We start from the raw sequence: 18,134 nt of genomic DNA on the forward strand, positions 1-18,134 counted from the left end.
TTCGGCCTGTATTTAGGGCGCGGCACTAATAGGCGTTATTTGTCGCATTTACTGGGTGGTCCCTTATTGGCGCATGCCCGGTATGATTACGCCGCCCCCGTAGCCCAACAGGCAGAGGCAGACTCCCTAAAAGAGTCGGTTGTGTCGGTTCGACTCCGACCGGGGGCACTGTTGCCTTGACAGTTGTCGACGTCGGAGTCGACATGTTTGGTCCAACATGCCCGCGGTGGCCTATCTGCCTGCCGGTGCCGCCGGTATCGGTCTGCCGATTCGCGACCGATACCGGCCGCGCCGATCCCAGCGATCCATGATATAAACCGGCCGCCTGCGGCTCCTATGACGTGAGCGTTGCCGCGGGTGTCTGCTCGCCGGAGAAGGCCGCCGGTCGGCGCGTCGGCCAACGGGCCGGCTGGCGTTGCGCGGATGCTCTGTGAGGGTCATCGCCGCTGTCAGGGGAATGTTCGTCGGAGTACGTCGGACCACCTGCGGTTCCACCTGCAGAGTGGTGGTGACCCACCGTGGTGGCGGGAACAGGGCGACCACGACCGGTCGTTAACGTGATCGACAACGAGTCGGGAGGGTATTGCATGGAGAGTAGAAATCCGGTCTTCTCCCGGCGTGGCGCCTTCGGGCAGCAGGCATCGGGATCAGTGCCGAGCGCTTACCGGCTCGAGGCGATGTACAACGCGCCCGCGTACGCGCCGCCCCGGACCATGACCATCGACGACGTCGTCGTGCGTTCGTTCTTGACGCTCGGCACACTCGTCGCGGCCGGCGCACTCGCATGGGTCTTCGTGCCGGAGCGCATCGCGAACGCCGTCGCGATCGCCGCCGTGGTCGTCGGCCTGATCTTCTGGGCGATCCTGACGTTCGGCCGCAAGATCAATCCGGTTCTCGTGCTGGGCTTCGCGGCCTCGTACGGCGTGGCGGTGGGCGTGATCAGCCACGCCTACAACTCCGTCTACAACGGGATCGTCCTCCAGGCCGTGGTCGGGACCGCGCTGGCCTTCGGCGCGATGCTCACCGTGTACGCCCTCCGGATCGTCCGCGTCACACCGAAGTTCGTGCGTTTCGTGATCGCGGCCGGCCTCGCTCTCGTGGGCCTGATGGTGCTCAACCTGCTGGTATCGATCTTCCACGTCGGTGGCATCGGGATCAGGGAGAACGGTCCACTCGGGATCATCTTCAGCGTCGCGGCGATCCTCGTCGGCTGTCTCTATCTGTTGCTGGACTTCAGCTCCATCGAGGACGGCGTCCGCTCTGGGGCCCCGGAGAAGGCTTCGTGGCTCGCTGCGTTCGGACTCACCCTGAGCCTGGTCTGGATCTATCTGGAGCTGCTCCGGTTCCTGTCGTACTTCTACAATCGCGACTGACGTACGGCGGCGGAGCGGTGCACTCGGGGGTCGAGCGCATCGATGTGGTCGATCGGGGCCGACGGTGCATCGGGGCGGTCCACCGAGCCGATCCGGATCCGCCGCTGCCCGGGTCCGGGCCGAGTCGTCCGCGGGATGGAGCAATACGCTGACGCCCCCGCGTTCCCGCGGGGGCGTCAGCGTCATGTCAACCGTGAATGTCGGGGCCGGCGCGGGTGATCGTCGCCCGGATGACGACCCGGCGATCTCGCTCCATCGCGGCGCGATAGTCGTCCCAGTCGGGATGCTCGCCGGAGATCTTCCGGTAATAGTCGATCAGGGGCTCCATGGCCTCGGGCAGACGGACGATCTCGGCTTCGCCGTCGACCTGCGTCCACTCGCCGAAGAAGGCGTCGGTGAAGACACAGAAGGTCACGCGAGGCTCGCGCATCACGTTGCGCGTCTTCACCGCGGTCTCTCGGGTACTGACGACGACCCGACCCGCGTCATCGACCGCGCAGAGAACCGGTGAGGTCTGCGGGCGCCCATCGGCGTGAGACGTCACCATCACCGCTCGATGGTGCTTCGCGATGAAGTCGAGCGCCCTGTGCCGGTCCACCCCGCTCAGAACCGGACGGCGCGGCGATGCAGCTCGTGTTCGTGCACGAGGGCGGCCGCGTACCCGTGCGATAGCCCGTGTTCGTCGGCCAGCCAGTTGACCCGCTCGTCGCATCGTAGGAAGGCGGGGCCGTTGTCGATGGCTTCGAACCACTCGGGGAGGTCACGTCCTGTGACTTTCGGGATGCGTGCGATGAGATTCTTGTGCGTCTCCGGTGAGTGGTTCAAAGACATAGGCACCTCCTGGCTGGGCGTGCTGCTTGTGATGACTCTGCAACAGCGATCCCAATCACACAACCCCCCGAGGGAGACCTTTCTGTCACGGGACGTAGATCCTTGATTGCATACCGTCCCTGATAAGTTACGAACTGCTAACGAAACCTCCCGGCGATGATGTCCCGCTGGGGGGTTTCTCGTGAACTGGCCGCCCCGCGGGGTGAGCCGGCGCGCCGCGCGCCGCAGGCGGGGCATCAGACGTCAGGCCACATCCGCGGGAGCGTCGGCGTCCGGTACGGCTTGGTCGGCAGGGCTTGGCCTGGTTCAGCCCGGCTTGGGCGGCACGGTTTGGTCGGCAGGGCTTGGGCGGCACGGCTTGGCTCGGCTCTGCCCGGGTTGGTCTGGTCGGACATCCGGCGTGGCACGTCCGGGTCGGCACGACAGGTGGTCTCCTTGACCTCCGGCGTGGCGGCACGCCGGAGGTCATCAGCAGTGCGCTCATCGCATGCCCGGTCCTGCGCCGTGGCCTCTGTGCTCAGCTGAGCCGTTCGAAGACCATCGCCATTCCCTGGCCACCGCCGACGCACATCGTCTCCAGGCCGAAGGCCTTGTCGCGCCACTGGAGACCGTTGAGGAGCGTGCCGGTGATCCGCGCCCCGGTCATGCCGAACGGGTGACCGACCGCGATCGCGCCGCCGTTGACGTTCAGCTTGTCGATGTCGATACCCAGGTCCTGGTATGACGGGATCACCTGTGCGGCGAACGCCTCGTTGATCTCGACGAGATCGATGTCGTCGATGGTCAGGCCGCCGTTCTTCAGAGCGCGCCGAGACGCCTCCACCGGCCCGAGGCCCATGATCTCCGGCGACAGCGCCGACACGCCAGAGGAGACGATGCGGGCGAGCGGAGTGATGCCGAGTTCGGCGGCCTTGGTGTCGCTCATCACGATGACCGCGGCCGCACCGTCATTGAGCGGGCAGCAGTTGCCTGCGGTGATCGTGCCGTCCGGGCGGAAGACCGGCTGGAGCTGCGACACCTTTTCCAGTGTCGTACCGGCGCGCGGGCCGTCATCCTCGGCGACGACGGTTCCGTCCGGGAGCTCGACCGGCGTGATCTCGCGTTCGAAGAAGCCGTTCTTGATCGCCTCTTCGGCGAGGTTCTGGGAACGCACGCCGAACTCATCCTGCTCGGCACGGCTGACGCCACGCAGCCGGGCGACGTTCTCCGCCGTCTGGCCCATCGCGATATAGACGTCCGGAAGCGTGCTGTCCTCCCGCGGGTCGTGCCACGTTTCGGCGTTGCCTTCGGCCCGTTTGGCGGTACGGGCCTGGGCCTCGGAGAACAGCGGGTTCTGGGTGTCGGGAAGACCGTCGCTACTGCCCTTGGCGAACCGGCTGACCATCTCCACCCCAGCCGACACGATTACATCGGCCTCGCCGGACTTGATGGCGTGGAAGGCCATCCGCGTGGTCTGCAGGGAAGATGAGCAGTAGCGGGTGATCGTGGCGCCCGGCACGCTGTCGTATCCGAGGAGGATGGCGACCACGCGAGCCATGTTGTAGCCCTGCTCGCCGCCGGGCAGGCCGCAGCCCAGCAGAAGATCATCAATGTCATTCGGATCCAGCTGCGGAACCTTGTCCAACGCCGCCCGCACGACGCGGGCGGTGAGGTCGTCGGGACGCAGGTCCTTCAGGGACCCCTTGAACGCTCGCCCGATCGGGGAGCGGGTGGTCGCGACGATGACAGCCTCAGGCATGATGGAGCTCCTCTTCCTTGGCCGACCCGGGCACCGATGGCCCCTGTGCCCCGTTCGCAGGCTACTGCTTATCGGCGCTCGAACCTACTGATGGGTAGCCAATCGGAGGGTCATCAACTCGGCAACACCTCGGGGCCAGGTGAATCCCGCGGACCGGTGTCGTACGAACCGCTGTTCACTCATCCGGCCCCCTGCGGACACCCTTGAGCAAGGGCTCTGAGGGTGGAGCGGCCGGCGGATGCGAGTCGCCCGGCGGCGCGCCGCCACAACGCGCCGTCGCCTGCGCTGCGGCTGACGCGTCGGTGCTGCACCCGCGGCTAACCGAGCATTCCCGGGACGGTGCCCTCGGCGTCATGTCGTCCGTGCAGGCCGCCGTGTTCGTCTCGCCACACTCGCCAACCATCGACGGCGCCGGTGTACCAGCCAGGGGGCGGTTCGGTGGACGCGAGTCTTCGGCCGGTCAACATGTCGTACGGACATACGGCGGGGACCGGAAAGAACCGCGTGCTTCCGTTGATCTTCAGTGGTGCCGGTGTCGTCGTGCAGAACGACCACGCCCGGACGTGCCCGGCGATCAGCCCTCCGGTCCGGAGGTCGTACGTCTGACCGGGATGGCCTGGTTGGAGCAGGCCCAGCGCTGACAGGTCGGCGGGGAACGCGGGCCACCGGTCGGGGCCGGAGTTCGGCGGCGCGGGGATCGCCGCCACGGCCCGGCCTGTGTGTGGGTTGACCTGGGTGAAACCGCCATAGCGGTCATTAGGGTCGACGTCACGGGTCACCAGCGCCACTGCGGGATCGGCGCTCGGGTACAGACGGAGCGACCGGTGGTGGGCCCACTGCAGCGCGCCGTCCTCCGTGCGGAGAGAAAAGAAACCGAACGCCGACAGCGGTGCCCCCTGGCGTGCCCGGAAGGGAGCGAGATAGCCGATCAGGTCGTTGTCGAGGGCGCCGAAGGACCAGCCGCCGGACAGATCGACCGTTCCGCCGAGAGCCCGCTCGACAGGGAACGACCACAGCGACCGGCCGCTCGCCAGGTCGTGAGCCTCTATTACCGGATGTGCGGCGATCCGGAACACCACCACGCGTCGGCGATCGGCCCATTCAGCCTCGGCGACGCCCGGCATGGTCCATGACGCCTTGCCGGTGGTGGGATCGAGCACCGCGAATCGTGCGCTCTTCTCGGCGGTGAACTCCGACAGGCAGAGCGAGTCACCGCACCGCGTGGGCCCGAACGTCGTCCCGACGGGGCGCGCCCACCGTTGACTCCCGGTACGGACATCCCGGCCGACCACCTCGGCCCCGGAAGATCGTGGCTCGACGCTTCCCACGACGGCACGGCCCGGCGGCCCGGCCACGGCCGGCGGCGCGACGCCCAGGTCGGCCGGGCGACCCGACGTCGTGGATGGCCGAGACCACAGGCGCCGGCCGGTGGCGAGGTCGAAGACGATCGTCCACAGTCGTCCTTCGTCGTCGAGCGAGGTGACCGCAGTGACGCCTCCGCCGATGGCCGGCCGACTCACGACACCGGCGGATGCGTCCTGCCACCCAGCGGCGGCGGAGGTCGGATCAGCCCCGCCGGATGCCGAGCACCCGAGAGCGGTCGACAGCATGGCGAACTGGAGGGAGATGACCGCGATGCCGTGCCGTGAGCGTCCAGCGTGGCGCCGATGGGCATGAGAGGGCGGTCCGGAACACCCGTCACGCCGTCGCCCGCTTGGCGCCATGCTCGTCTCCCGGAGGGGTTGTCCACGCGTGGACAGACGGTAACAACAAATCGCGACGACTGCAGCACGGACCGTGATGATGGTAGGTGAGGTACCTTCTGAGCAGAACTATTGCCGACGACAGGGACGTCGCTGGTGCACGTGCACAACTCGCTGACGGGGCTCATCGGGGACACCCCCTTGGTACGCCTCCGCAACGTCACGACCGAAGCCACGGCGCAGGTCCTGGCCAAGGTCGAATATTTCAATCCGGGCGGGTCGGTAAAGGACCGCATCGCCGTTCGCATGGTCGAGGCCGCCGAAGAATCCGGCGCCCTCAAACCGGGCGGCACGATCGTCGAACCCACCTCCGGCAACACGGGCGTCGGACTCGCCATCGTGGCCCAGGAGAAGGGGTACCGGTGTGTGTTCATCTGCCCCGACAAGGTGGCGAACGACAAGATCGCCGTGCTTCGCGCGTACGGCGCGGAAGTCGTGGTGTGCCCGACGGCGGTGTCTCCTGACCACCCGGACTCCTACTACTCGGTCTCCGACCGCCTCGCCGCGGAGATCCCGGGGGCCTGGAAGCCTGACCAGTACGCCAACCCGAACAACCCGCGCTCGCATTACGAGACGACGGGCCCGGAGATCTGGGCGCAGACCGAAGGGCGTGTCACGCACTTCATCGCGGGGATCGGCACGGGCGGCACCATTACCGGAACCGGCCGATACCTCAAGGAGGTCTCGGACGGGCGCGTCCAGGTCATCGGCGCGGATCCGGAAGGGTCGGTCTACTCCGGCGGCACCGGTCGGCCGTACCTCGTCGAGGGCGTTGGCGAGGACATCTGGCCGGAGGCGTACGACCGCGACATATGTGACCGGGTCATCGCCGTGAGCGACAAGGATTCGTTCACCATGACCCGGCGGCTGGCGCGGGAAGAGGGGCTACTGGTCGGCGGTTCCTGCGGGTTGGCGGTCGTGGCCGCGCTCCGAGTCGCGGCCGAGGCCGGTCCGGACGACGTGGTCGTCGTCCTGCTGCCCGATGGCGGACGAGGCTACCTGTCAAAGATCTTCAATGACGACTGGATGGCCGACTACGGCTTCCTCACCTCCGAGACCGAGGAGCCGCGAATCGCCGATGTGCTCGCGCGGAAGGGCTCCGGGCTGCCGGAGTTCGTGCATGTTCACCCGCACGAGTCCGTGGGCACCGCAGTGTCGATTCTTCGCGAATACGACGTCTCCCAGCTGCCGGTGATGAAGGAGGAGCCGCCCGTGATGGCCGCCGAGGTCGTCGGCTCTGTGGGGGAGCGTGACCTTCTCGCGGCGCTGGTGAGCGGCAAGGCGGCTCTGGAGGACCCGTTGGGAGACCACATGGCACCACCGCTGCCGATGGTGGGGTCAGGAGAAGCCGTGAGCAAAGCCGTGAGCGTCCTGGAGAACGCCGGTGCCGCCGTCGTGCTCGTCGACGGCAAACCGGCCGGTCTCATTACCCGGCAGGACCTTCTCGGTTTCCTCGCAAGCGGCTGAGCGCCGCTGCGTGGCTGTCCCCCGCGTTAGCGGCTGTACCAGGTGCTACCTGGCTGGTCCCGCAGCACGTGGTGATTTCTCACGCTGAGTAGTCGTTCCCCGTGAGGAGGTCTATCGCCTCACGGGGAACAACTGCACATGGCGAGACGCGGACTCTGAACGAGCGGTGCCTGTGCAGCCCTCGGCGCCGACCTTGAGAAGCTCTAGTCGTCCGAGTCCGGTGATTCGCCCTCCGGTAACTCGGCGTCCGGTGGTTCACCGTCCGGTGGGTCCGGCGGCTTCTGGTGGATGTGACCCGCGCGGTCCTCGTGATTCTGCTTATGGAGGTTGTGCCAGCGGCAGAGCGGCTGGCCATTGTCGAGGTCGGTGCGGCCGCCTTGCGCCCAGGGCTGTTTGTGGTCGATGTCAGCCCAGGCCGGTGGCCGATCGCAGCCCTCCGCGGCACAGGTGTCGTGCAGGGCCAGGTAGATGTCGCGTTGGTCGCTGGAGAAGAGCCGACGGGTCCGGCCCCAGTTAAGTGGCTGTCCACCGGCGGTGAATCGGTCGGCGACCGAGCCGTCAGGCCCGATGAAGATCTGATGGATCCCAGCGTGGTGGCGCTGGATCATCTCCCGGATCTGCGCGGCGGTCAGGACGGTGCCGAATTCGGTGCGGCCCGCTGGAGCCTGAGCAACGGGCACGTCGGGATCAACGGTGGCCGTGCTGGCGATCAAGTGGACCCGCACGGGGGCGCCACCGCGCTCGCGATACCCGTGTCGCCCGGCTGCTTTCAACGCGACCTGACAGGCGGTGACCAGCCCGCGCAGGCGCCGATGGCCGGGGAGGTTCTGCCAGCGCGGTAGCTCGGCGTTCGGTGTCGGCGCGAACGCGTCGATCGCCTTCTCCACGATGGCGAGGTCCTCGGCACCCATTTCCGCGCTGAGGAGTCCGATGCCGTCGATGCCCTGCCCGACGTTGAGGAACGACTGCCGGTCGATCTGACGGCGGCGTTGCTCGGCGGTCTCGCCGTCGAGCGTCACCGCGATCCGGGTGGCGGCCTTGCGAAGCTGCCCCGGCGTCCCCGCGGAGGCGAACCCAAGAAGCGCCGGCTGGGCGGCCTGCGCCACGCGTTCGGGAGTCCAGGAGCCGGTCATCGTGTCAGCGGCTCGATCGATCCCTTCTGCGATCGTCGCAACGTCCCCGAATCCGATTTCGCCGTCCGCGAAGGCGGCGAGTGTGTCGGCCAGCAGAGAACGGCGAGCCGCGAGGGTGGCGAGCTGTTTGGCCTCCCACGGGCGCAGTCGGCATCGCCGTCCCAGCCACCCGGTGAGGGACGGGCAGCCATCGGCCGCCGGACCGCCCAACGCGTCGAACCTGCCGAGTCTGCGTGCCGCCTCGAGCTGCAGACATCCGATCGCGCGGACGATCAGCGCGCTCTCCTCACCTATGTCCGCCGCCGCGGAGGCGTCGATGTCACAGGCGGCCAGCATCGCCAGCCCCGCCTGGATCGATTCCAGAGCCTGAGCCGCCGATGCCGCCCCACCTGAGCCCGCCTCGCCGGTATCCACCCCACCTTCCTACCGCCCGTAACGGCACCGATGACAGCGCGTCGCACCGCCCTGTGGATAACCGGCGCCGGCGCCGAAGCGGCGCGACCGACGAACTCGGTCTGACCGTCGTGGCTTGAGTCTCAAGTGACTTGAGCCTTCATAGTCGGTCGAAGAGCCCGTTGAGGAAAAGGGTCCGTTGAGGAACAGGGCCCGCTGAGGAACAGAGTCCGCCGGAGGGACCTCGCACCGAGGATCCCCGACACGGCGCCGCTTACAGATGCCGACGCAGACCTAGAACGCTGATCCGGATTTGCGGATTGGTCAGTACAGAGAACCGGGAGGCGTGATGCCCGAAGCAGTCGCACCATCTTCAGAACACACAGTGATGTCAGGGAACGTCGAGCTCGCCATTCGAGATCACGGCGGATCCGGCGATGCGGTCGTGCTGTTGCACGGGGGCGGCCGCAGCATGGAGGACTGGCGGTTGGTCGCGCCTCCGCTGGTAGCGGCCGGACTGCGGGTGGTGACGGCAGACCTGCGGGGGCACGGACGTTCCGGACCGGGACTGTGGTCCTGGGAAGCCGGGCTGAAGGACCTGGCCGCGGTCGTCGAGGACCGCGGGCTGGAACGGCCGGCCGTGGTGGGACATTCGTTGGGCGGGCTGGTCGCGGCTCTTTGGGCGACGCGCCATCCGGAGTGCCCTCTCACGGTGAATCTCGACGGCCACACCAATCCGATCGGCCCGTTCGACGGGCTCGATGCCGAGGCAGCGCGAGCCGCGGAGGCGACCATGCGCGACTTCCTCGAGAGCTCCGTGCGGCAGGCCGGTGACCCCGCACTGGCACGACTGGTGGCCGAGTTGGGCAACCTTGATCTTTTCGCCACTTACCGCGCGGCGCGCTGCCCGCTGGTGGTGGTCGCATCGGCCGGCCGAGGCATGGTCGAGCTGCTGCCATCCGACGCCGCCGCGGTGTTCCCGGCGTATCAGCGGGGCTTCGCCAAGGAACTGTCCGCAGCGGAGGCCGTAACGCCCCTGCTGTCCGTGGTGGACGTCGACACCGGCCATGATGTGCACTTGGAGGACGCCGATCAGGTCGTCCGCCTGATTCTGGACCGCTTGGTTCCGGAAACACGCCCGTAAGCCGACACCCGGAGGCCACAGATCCGCGGGGAATGCGTGAGGCTGGACGGTGTGAACGAGGACGGCTGCTACACCATCGGTCAGGTGGCCCGGCTCAGTGGTCTGTCGGTGCCGACGGTTCGGTACTACTCCGATGCGGGGCTGGTTCCGCCCAGCGGCCGAACGGCCGGCGGTTACCGAATCTATGACCGGGAGGCGCTGACACGGTTGGAACTCGTCCGGACTCTCCGCGACCTCGGTGTCGATCTGGCCACGGTCGCTCGTGTGCTCGCCGGTGCGGAGACTCTGGCCGAGGTCGCCGATCGGCAGATCGCCGCCTTGGAAGTGCAGGTACAGGCGCTGCGCGTGCGCCAGGCCGTGCTGCGTCACGTCGTCACGAACGGTGCGGACGCCGCCGACATGGCGCGCGCGAACCGGCTGGCCAGGTTGTCCGTCGACCGACGTCGCCGGATGGTGGCGGACCTCATCGAGGAGGCGACCCGAGGGCTCGACATGGAACCGGGCTTCGCGGCTCATCTGCGATCGATGCTGCCCGATCTGCCGGAGGCCGCCGCGCCGGCACAGATCGAGGCCTGGGTCGAGCTGGCGGGGTTGGTCGGTGACGAAGGATTCCGCGCGGACGTTCGGCGAGCCTTCGAAAGACACGCCGCCGATCGTGCCTCCGGAGCCGACGGGGGCGATCCGGCGAGCTGGCAGCGGGCCGAGAAGGCCACCATCGAGCTCGCGGGCAAGGCGCTCGCGACCGGCGTCTCGCCGACGGCTACGGAGGCCAGGCCCATCGTCGAAGAGCTGGCCGCTGCCTTCGCCGACGCTCATCGACGCCGCGACGACGCGGACTTTCGGTCATGGCTCGCCGAGCGTCTCCGTATCGGCGCGAATGCCCAGGTATCGCGTTACTGGACATTGCTAGCAGTGATTAACGGCCGGCCCGCCAAGACCGACCCGGTACAAGCCGCTCAGTGGTTCCTGACCGCGCTCAAAGCGGCCGACACTCCGCCCGCTGCCGACGTCCTACCTCCGGTCGACGTCCCATCTCCGGCCCAGGTCCCACTCCCAGCCCAGGTCCCACTTCCACCCGAGGTCCTATCTCCACCCGAGGTCCTATCTCCACCCGAGGTCCTATCTCCACCCGAGGTCCTATCTCCACCCGAGGTCCTATCTCCACCCGAGGTCCTATCTCCGGCCCACGACCCGTCTCCAGCCGGCGTCCCGCCCACAAGCGGCACCTGACTGACCCCCGCCTAGACACCTCACCGCCGATCCACGACGCCTGGCGCGGCCCCTGACCAACGGAATCGCCGGAACGATGAAGCCCCGGCGACGCGACCGCGTCACCGGGGCTTCACCATTCCTACTGCGATGAATCGCTACGACCAGCTGTCAATGGTCGCGTACGGGCACCAACCCACTGGGTCAGCCCCGACGATCGGCCATGTCGTACCGCTCCATGGCGGGCGGTTCCTCCGGCCGCCGGCGAACGGCGTCACCGTGCCCGGGCCACCAGGCCTTGTGACCCATCAGCGCCGTGATGGACGGCACGAAGAACGCCGACATGACGAAGGCGGACAGGAGGATGCCGATGGCGACACCGAACCCGATCTCCGCCGACATCGAGTCGGGTGACAGGGTCAGCACCCCGAACGTACCGGCCAGGATCACACCGGCCGCCGCGACCGTCGGTCCGGCGTGCTGGATGCCGAGCGCGGCGGCGCGCCGTGGGTCGTGCCCCTCGCGTGCCTCCTCGCGCAGTCGCGCGATCATCAGGATGTTGTAGTCCGTGCCGATCGCGAGGACGAAGAGGTACAGGATGATCGGGAGCTGGAACATCAGCCCGCCCTTGCCCTCGATCCCCTGGAACAGCCCGACGGTCGCGCCGAGCGTGGCCGCGAAGCCGAGCAGCACCGCGATCACCAGGTAGACCGGAGCGACCAGCGCGCGCAGCAGCAGCGCGAGGATCAGGCCGATCAGCAGCACCGCCACCGGGAGGATGACCGACAGGTCACGGTTGTTGATCTCGTTGATGTCCGCGAACGCGGCCGTGGTCCCACCCACGAGCACCTTGGTTCCCGGCGGTGCGTTCTGGTGGGCGAGGTCCCGGAACGGCCCCTTGACCAGGCTGATCGCCTCGTTCGAGTTGGGGTTCAGCTTGAGGATGACGGTGATCTTGGCGACGGACTGGTCCGCGTTGTACTGCGGAGGTGACACCTGGCCGATGCCCTTGGCACCCTGCAGCGTCTGGTCGAACTTCTGGACCGCGCTCTTGTCGAGCGGCCCGTTGCCCTGGACGTACACCTCGGTGGGAGCGGTCAGACCGGACGGCAGGCTGGCCCGGAAGTCCTTGAGCGCCTTGGCCGACTCGGTGTTCTGCGGGGCCGCGGCCTGGAAGTCGTAGTCCGCCTTGAAAGCGAGGGCGCCCGCGGCGAGGGCCGCGAGGACGAGTCCGGAGGCGACCGCGGCGACGAGCGGGCGGCGTCCGACGCCGTTGCCGACACGCACCCACAGTCCGGGCTTCGGCTCCTTCTTCCACGACTTCGACGGCCAGAACACGACGCGGCCCATCAGCGACACGATCGCGGGCACGAGCGTCAGCGACGTGATGAACATGACGCCGACGGCGATCGCGAGCTGGGGACCGAGTGCGCCGAACGCCTTGAACGAGGCGAGCACCAGGACGATGAACGCGGCGATGACGGCACCGGCGGCGGAGGCGATGGCCTCGCCCACCCGCTCGACGCTCGTGATCATCGCGGTCTTCTTGTCCTCACCGGCCCGCAGGCGTTCCCGGTACCGGAAGAGCAGGAACAGGATGTAGTCGGTGCCGATGCCGTACAGGACGACGAGGATGATCGTGTTGAAGCCCTCGTCGAAGCTCAGGTCGAACGCCTTCCCGATGAAGGCGGTGACCGCGTTCGCCACCAGCGACACCAGGACGATCACGATGATCGGTAGCAGCGCCGCGATCGGGCTGCGGAAGATGATCAAGATCAGCGTGATGATGAGAACGACCGTCGCGAGTCCGATCAGCGCCATCGTCTGCTGCTGGGACTTCTGGTTGTCCAGGCTGGACGCGAAGTTGCCCGTCACGCCGTACGACAGCCCGCTGCCCTTCAGTTGGTCGGCGGTAACGCTGCGGATCTGCTTGACGGCGTCCTGGTTCTTCGTCTGCGTCTTGCTGTCGAACCCGTTTGGCAGTCCCGCGACGATGAGCTGAACCTTGTGGTTCTGCGACAGCATCTGCGGGCTGGTCACGACCTGCTGGACGTTCGGGATCGCCTTGGCCTGGATGGCCTTGACGACCTCGCCGATCTTCTGCTGGTCGGCGGTCGTCAGCGGGCCCCCGTCGCTCCGCTTGACGACGACCATCTCGCGGCTGAACTTCTGGTCACCGGTCGGGAAGGCCTTCTCCGCCAGCTTCGACGCCGCGACCGACTCGTACTTGCTCGGCAGGAACGCCTGCTGGTCCGACTTGGTGGTCATTTTGGGGGCGAACACCACCAGAGCGGCCGCCGCGACGAGCCACGCGACGATCGTCCACCATGGGTGTCGTACGACACCACGCCCCAGCCATCCGAACACGGGTGGCTCCCCTTCGTAGATTGTTCTTGAGTACCGTCCGACTGTAGGCAGGCAAAGCAGCCCTTACCTCCCCTTGGCAGTTGATTTCCGGTCTAGTCCCTATGGCGGAGAGGGTTCATCCCTGGGTAGGGACGATGCGGTGCACTTGTGCCCCTCCCGAGGCACTAACCTCGCGTGCATGGACGGTTTCAACCACGAGGCCGGCTTCGAGACGCTCGCCATTCACGCAGGTCAAGAGGCCGATCCCGCGACAGGGGCGGTCGTACCGCCGATATATCAGGTGTCCACCTACAAGCAGGACGGCGTCGGCGGCCTGCGCGGCGGATACGAGTACAGCCGGTCGGCCAACCCGACCCGTACGGCGCTGGAGGAGTGCCTCGCCGCACTCGAGGGCGGCGTACGGGGCCTGGCGTTCGCCTCGGGGATGGCCGCCGAGGACACCCTGCTCCGCACCATCTGCAAGCCGGGCGACCACGTGCTGATCCCCGATGACGCCTACGGCGGCACCTTCCGGCTGATCTCGAAGGTTCTCGCCCGGTGGGGGGTGACGTACGATCCGGTGCCGCTGACGGACGTCCAGGCCGTACGCGCCGCCGTCCGCCCGGAGACGAAGCTCATCTGGGTGGAGACGCCCACGAACCCGCTGCTGGGCGTGGCCGACATCGCCGCCCTGGCACACGTGGCGCGGGAGACGGGCGCCCGCCTCATCGTGGACAACACCTTCGCCTCGCCCTACCTCCAGCGGCCGCTCGCCCTGGGCGCCGACGTCGTCGTCCACTCCACGACCAAGTACATCGGCGGCCACTCCGACGTGGTCGGCGGCGCGCTGGTCGCGGCCGACGTCGAGCTGGCTCAGGAGCTGGTCTTCCACCAGAACGCCATGGGGGCGGTCGCCGGACCGTTCGACGCGTGGCTCACCCTGCGCGGCGTGAAGACGCTGGGCGTCCGCATGGACCGGCACTGCGCCAACGCCTCCCGGATCGCCGAGTTCCTCAGCCGGCACCCCCGGGTCAGCGCCGTGCACTACCCGGGCCTGCCCGAGGACCCGGGCCACGAGGTGGCGGCCAAGCAGATGCGAGCGTTCGGCGGCATGGTGTCGTTCCGGCACGCCGACGGCGAGGAGGCGGCCGTACGGGTCTGCGAGCGCGCCAAGATCTTCACCCTCGGCGAGTCCCTCGGCGGCGTCGAGTCGCTGATCGAGCACCCGGGCCGGATGACCCACGCCTCGGCCGCCGGGTCACCGCTGGAGGTGCCGGGCGACCTCGTACGCCTGTCGGTCGGCATCGAGGACGTGGACGACCTGCTCGCCGATCTGGAACAGGCCCTCGAGGTCTAGGACACGCCTAGGCGTTCCAGACCATCAGGACGAGGACCACGATCCAGATCAGGGCGACCACGCCGGAGAGGGTGGCGATCCGGCCGGTCTCCACTTTGGCGATCTCGCCGAGCGGAGGACGTGCGGCCCCGGGCTCCGGCTTTTCGGCGTCCGGGCCCGTCTCGGCTTCCGCCGCCGGACCGTCACCGGGCGCGGTGACGGTCTCGGCGGCCTCGGCCGGAGCGGCCTCCGCCGGCGTCGCCGGAGCGGCCTCGGCGGGCGTCGGGGCCGGCCGCCGCTCGGCGTCGGCGACTTCGAGTTTGTGAACGGCCTTGCGCTGATCGCGTTCGACGATCACCAGCAGCACCAGCGCGACGATGAACAGCGTCATCGACGCGGACAGCCACACCTTGCTGAACTGCCCATGCGCCAGGAGCCCGCCGAACAGGAAGATGCCCAGCGTGAGCAGGCCGTAGATGCGGGTGACACGGTGGAGGTAGCGCACGATGCCCGGCTCGCCCCGGCGGATGTAGCGGGGCGTTGCCATGGTCGCCGCGGTCAGCGGCCCCAGAGTGAAGATCGCGAAGCCGATGTGCAGCGTCAGTAGCAAGCGATCAGCGCTCGACATGGTGCCGACCCTAGCCCGAACAAGCCGATACTCCCAGTAAGACTCACTCTATCTCCGCCGGGATCCCAGCAGCGGAGACCGGCCCGGACACCCGGACAACGCCACCACATCTCACCGGACGGGCCGGTCGCGCCAGGCCGGGACGAGCGCGACGGCCATCAGGGCGCCGGTGAGGACGAACGCCCAGGCGTACCCGGTCCGCCCGGCGAGCACCCCGAACCCCGCGGCGCCGACGCCCATACCCGCGTCGTACGCGAAGTTCCACAGCGCGCCGACGACACCGTGGCCGGAAGACGTCACGCGCGCGTACATCATCGTCAGGGTGGCGTTCTGCGTGATCCCGAAGCCGATGCCGAAGAGCGCCACGCCCGAGACAACCGTGACAGGGCTTCGAGTCTCCGCCGTGACGAGCATTCCGGCGGCCGACGCCAGCAGGCCGGGGATGACCAGTCGCGCGGCTCCGTGCCGGTCGCCGTACCGTCCCGCGAACCAGCGCGCCACCGTGGACGCCGCAGGCTGGACGAACAACGCGACGGCGACCAGGCCCGTGAGCCGCGACGGGACGGCGAGCGGCAGGAACGTCACGATGATCCCCGCGCCGAGCGCGGTGGCCGCGAAGACGAGCGTGGGCCGTACGAGGGCGGCCGAACGGAGGCCGGCGACGACCCCGATGGAGCGTTCGGACCGGGCTTCGCGCTTGGGCAGGCCCGGAACGACGAGGAGCGGGGCCAGCGCCACGACGGCGGCGGCGCCGCAGACCGGGGCGTACCCGACGTGCCGGGCGAGCCACACCCCCAGGGGCAGGGCGACGAGCGACGGGACGCCGGACACGATGCCGGCGAGGGCGAGACCCTCACCCCTCCGCTCCGCGGGGATCAGCGACACCGTCAGCGCGGCCCCCGCGACGATCGTGAGCGCGAATCCCAGGCCGCGTACGAGGCAGATCACGACGATCCACGCCAGGCTCCCCGAGGCGGTCAGGACGAGCGCGGGCGCGCCGAGAAAGACCAGCCCGCCCGCCAGCACGCCACGGTGACCGTATCGGGCGACGAGTCGTGGGGCCGCCAGCTCGCCGATGACGGTGGCCAGCATGAGCGCGCTCGTCGCCGCCCCGGCGGCGCCGCCGCCCGCACCGGAGGACGCGGTCGCGTAGAGCGGAACGACCGACAGCAGCAGGAAGAAGTTCGCCGAGGCGCCGATCACGGTGACGAAGCGCAGGGCCAGCGCCCTGCTCAGGAGGGGCGGCCTCGCCGCGGCGGGCGCGGCCGGGGGGATCATCGACGTGGTCATGAGCCTGACGGTAGGAGGCAGGCGGATCGCCGGTAAGTTCCACTTTCATGCCGCTCGACTGGTCCAGTTCGTCGCCCGATCTGCTGCTCGCCATCGACCGGGACGGCCGAGAGCCCATGCGCTGCCAGCTGGAACGCCAGATCCGCGACGCGATCCGATCCGGACGGCTGCGGGTCGGCGAACGGCTGCCGTCGTCGCGACTCCTCGCCCGCGACCTTGGACTCTCCCGGGGACTCGTGCAGGAGTGCTACATCCAGCTCCAGGCCGAGGGCTATCTGGTGGCGCGCGCCGGTTCCGCCACCCGCGTCGCGGCGGGCGCGTGCGTCGCACCGGCGCCGGCCCCGCCACCGGATCGGCGTCCGCGCCTGCTCGCGGACTTCCGGTGGGGCGTGCCGGACCTGGGCGGCTTTCCGCGTGCCGACTGGTCATGGGCGATGCGGGAGGCCGTACGGACGCTGCCGAGGTCCGCGCTCGACTACGGCGACCCCCGCGGCAGTGCGGTACTCCGTGACGTCCTGGCGGGTTACGTTCGGCGGGTGCGGGCCGCGTCGGCGGATCCGGAGAGCATCGTGATCTGTTCGGGCTACGCGCAGGGGCTCAACGTCGCCCTGCGGGCCTTGGCCCGTACGGGCGTCCGCACCGTGGCGTACGAGGACCCGGGCTCGCCGGGGACCGTGACCTCGGCCGCGACCCGGGCGGGCCTGTCGGCGATACCCGTGCCGGTCGACGAGCACGGGATCGACGTCGCCGCGCTCGCCGCGACGGACGCCCGCGCCGTCGTCGTCACGCCCGCGCACCAGTGGCCGACCGGGGTCGTCCTGGCACCCGAGAGACGGTTGGCCTTGATCGAGTGGGCGGCGCGCCGCGACGCGGTCGTCATCGAGGATGACTACGACGCGGAGTTCCGCTACGACCGAGAGCCGGTCGGCGCACTGCAGGGACTCGCCGCCGACCGCGTGATCGCCATCGGTACCGTCAGCAAATCGCTGGCGCCGGCGCTGCGGATCGGCTGGATCCTCTGCCCACCCGCCCTCGCCCGGCAGATGGCCGAGGACAAGAATCTGGACGACCGGGGTTCTCCGGCGCTCGACCAGCACGCTCTCGCGAGGATGATCGAGTCGGGCCGATTCGACCGGCATCTGCGCCGGATGCGCGGCGTCTACGCGGCGCGCCGGACGGCACTGGTGGAGGCGCTCGCCGAGCACGCTCCGAGCGTCCGGGTGACCGGGCTCGCCGCCGGTTTCCACGCGGTGGCGCACCTTGACGGATCGCTCGACGAACAGGCCGTGATCGCCGCCGCCCGGGAACGCTCGGTCGGTCTCTACGGCATGAGCCCGTGCCGTTCCGGGCACGAGGGCACGCCGGTCCAGCTGATCCTCGGCTTCGGCGACGTCGGCGAGCGCGCGATCAGCGCGGGCGTCACAGCGGTCGCCGACCTGCTGAGCTGACCTGACACCCTGACCGCGTCAAGAGCACGCCTCGG

The 18,134-nt window shown here is 68.7% G+C and carries 14 protein-coding genes, 1 tRNA gene and 1 pseudogene; 7 read left to right on the plus strand and 9 right to left on the minus strand.

The window, feature by feature from the left end; genetic code table 11:
• Positions 1–93: 93 nt before the first annotated feature.
• Together ACQP2O_RS07155 and ACQP2O_RS07160 are read left to right on the plus strand one after the other, a co-directional pair.
• Positions 94–168 (plus strand) — tRNA-Leu (locus ACQP2O_RS07155).
• A gap of 389 nt (positions 169–557) precedes the next feature.
• The gene (locus tag ACQP2O_RS07160; RefSeq protein ID WP_433181046.1) at positions 558–1,373 is read left to right on the plus strand and encodes a Bax inhibitor-1/YccA family protein; all 816 of its coding nucleotides are present in this window, start codon (positions 558–560) and stop codon (positions 1,371–1,373) included.
• A 187-nt stretch (positions 1,374–1,560) separates the two neighbouring features.
• On the opposite strand, the gene ACQP2O_RS07165 is transcribed toward ACQP2O_RS07160, so the two are convergent.
• The 4 genes from ACQP2O_RS07165 to ACQP2O_RS07180 form a co-directional block, all read right to left on the minus strand.
• Positions 1,561–1,971, minus strand: coding sequence for a PPOX class F420-dependent oxidoreductase (locus ACQP2O_RS07165; protein WP_433181048.1), 411 nt, complete (start codon positions 1,969–1,971; stop codon positions 1,561–1,563).
• Between the two features lie 5 nt (positions 1,972–1,976).
• Positions 1,977–2,204: a DUF4287 domain-containing protein gene (locus ACQP2O_RS07170; protein ID WP_360880228.1), complete on the minus strand. Its 228-nt coding sequence runs from the start codon at positions 2,202–2,204 to the stop codon at positions 1,977–1,979.
• A gap of 517 nt (positions 2,205–2,721) precedes the next feature.
• Positions 2,722–3,942, minus strand: coding sequence for an acetyl-CoA C-acetyltransferase (locus ACQP2O_RS07175; RefSeq protein WP_433181050.1), 1,221 nt, complete (start codon positions 3,940–3,942; stop codon positions 2,722–2,724).
• Between the two features lie 317 nt (positions 3,943–4,259).
• Positions 4,260–5,666, minus strand: coding sequence for a PQQ-binding-like beta-propeller repeat protein (locus tag ACQP2O_RS07180; protein ID WP_433181051.1), 1,407 nt, complete (start codon positions 5,664–5,666; stop codon positions 4,260–4,262).
• 135 nt (positions 5,667–5,801) lie between these two features.
• On the opposite strand from ACQP2O_RS07180, the gene ACQP2O_RS07185 reads away from it, so the two are divergent.
• Positions 5,802–7,172, plus strand: coding sequence for a cystathionine beta-synthase (locus tag ACQP2O_RS07185; protein ID WP_433181052.1), 1,371 nt, complete (start codon positions 5,802–5,804; stop codon positions 7,170–7,172).
• Positions 7,173–7,375: 203 nt separating this feature from the next.
• Here ACQP2O_RS07185 and ACQP2O_RS07190 read toward each other — a convergent pair whose 3' ends face one another.
• On the minus strand, positions 7,376–8,719 hold the full coding sequence (locus ACQP2O_RS07190; protein WP_433181054.1) for a DUF222 domain-containing protein: 1,344 nt from the start codon (positions 8,717–8,719) through the stop codon (positions 7,376–7,378).
• A 328-nt stretch (positions 8,720–9,047) separates the two neighbouring features.
• Between ACQP2O_RS07190 and ACQP2O_RS07195 the strand changes: the two genes are divergently transcribed.
• Positions 9,048–9,842 carry an alpha/beta fold hydrolase gene (locus ACQP2O_RS07195; RefSeq protein WP_433181055.1) on the plus strand — a complete coding sequence of 265 codons (795 nt, stop codon included), beginning with the start codon at positions 9,048–9,050 and terminating at the stop codon, positions 9,840–9,842.
• 51 nt (positions 9,843–9,893) lie between these two features.
• Positions 9,894–10,103 (plus strand): annotated as a pseudogene (locus ACQP2O_RS07200) (MerR family transcriptional regulator); the annotation flags it as partial.
• Positions 10,104–10,818: 715 nt separating this feature from the next.
• Here ACQP2O_RS07200 and ACQP2O_RS07205 read toward each other — a convergent pair.
• Entirely contained in the window at positions 10,819–11,091 is a 273-nt protein-coding gene (locus ACQP2O_RS07205; protein ID WP_433190954.1) for a hypothetical protein, read from the minus strand.
• Between the two features lie 164 nt (positions 11,092–11,255).
• The gene (locus ACQP2O_RS07210; RefSeq protein WP_433181057.1) at positions 11,256–13,418 is read right to left on the minus strand and encodes an MMPL family transporter; all 2,163 of its coding nucleotides are present in this window, start codon (positions 13,416–13,418) and stop codon (positions 11,256–11,258) included.
• A gap of 178 nt (positions 13,419–13,596) precedes the next feature.
• On the opposite strand from ACQP2O_RS07210, the gene ACQP2O_RS07215 reads away from it, so the two are divergent.
• Positions 13,597–14,754 carry a cystathionine gamma-synthase gene (locus ACQP2O_RS07215; protein ID WP_433181059.1) on the plus strand — a complete coding sequence of 386 codons (1,158 nt, stop codon included), beginning with the start codon at positions 13,597–13,599 and terminating at the stop codon, positions 14,752–14,754.
• Positions 14,755–14,761: 7 nt separating this feature from the next.
• On the opposite strand, the gene ACQP2O_RS07220 is transcribed toward ACQP2O_RS07215, so the two are convergent.
• Positions 14,762–15,361, minus strand: a complete 600-nt coding sequence (locus ACQP2O_RS07220; RefSeq protein WP_433181061.1) for a hypothetical protein — start codon at positions 15,359–15,361, stop codon at positions 14,762–14,764.
• Positions 15,362–15,472: 111 nt separating this feature from the next.
• The gene (locus ACQP2O_RS07225) at positions 15,473–16,651 is read right to left on the minus strand and encodes an MFS transporter (protein WP_433181063.1); all 1,179 of its coding nucleotides are present in this window, start codon (positions 16,649–16,651) and stop codon (positions 15,473–15,475) included.
• Between the two features lie 47 nt (positions 16,652–16,698).
• Here ACQP2O_RS07225 and ACQP2O_RS07230 point away from each other — a divergent pair, with 47 nt between their 5' ends.
• Positions 16,699–18,099, plus strand: coding sequence for a PLP-dependent aminotransferase family protein (locus ACQP2O_RS07230; RefSeq protein WP_433181064.1), 1,401 nt, complete (start codon positions 16,699–16,701; stop codon positions 18,097–18,099).
• Positions 18,100–18,134 lie beyond the last annotated feature (35 nt).

The organism is Actinoallomurus sp. CA-150999 (assembly GCF_050942425.1).
Lineage (GTDB): Bacteria > Actinomycetota > Actinomycetes > Streptosporangiales > Streptosporangiaceae > Actinoallomurus.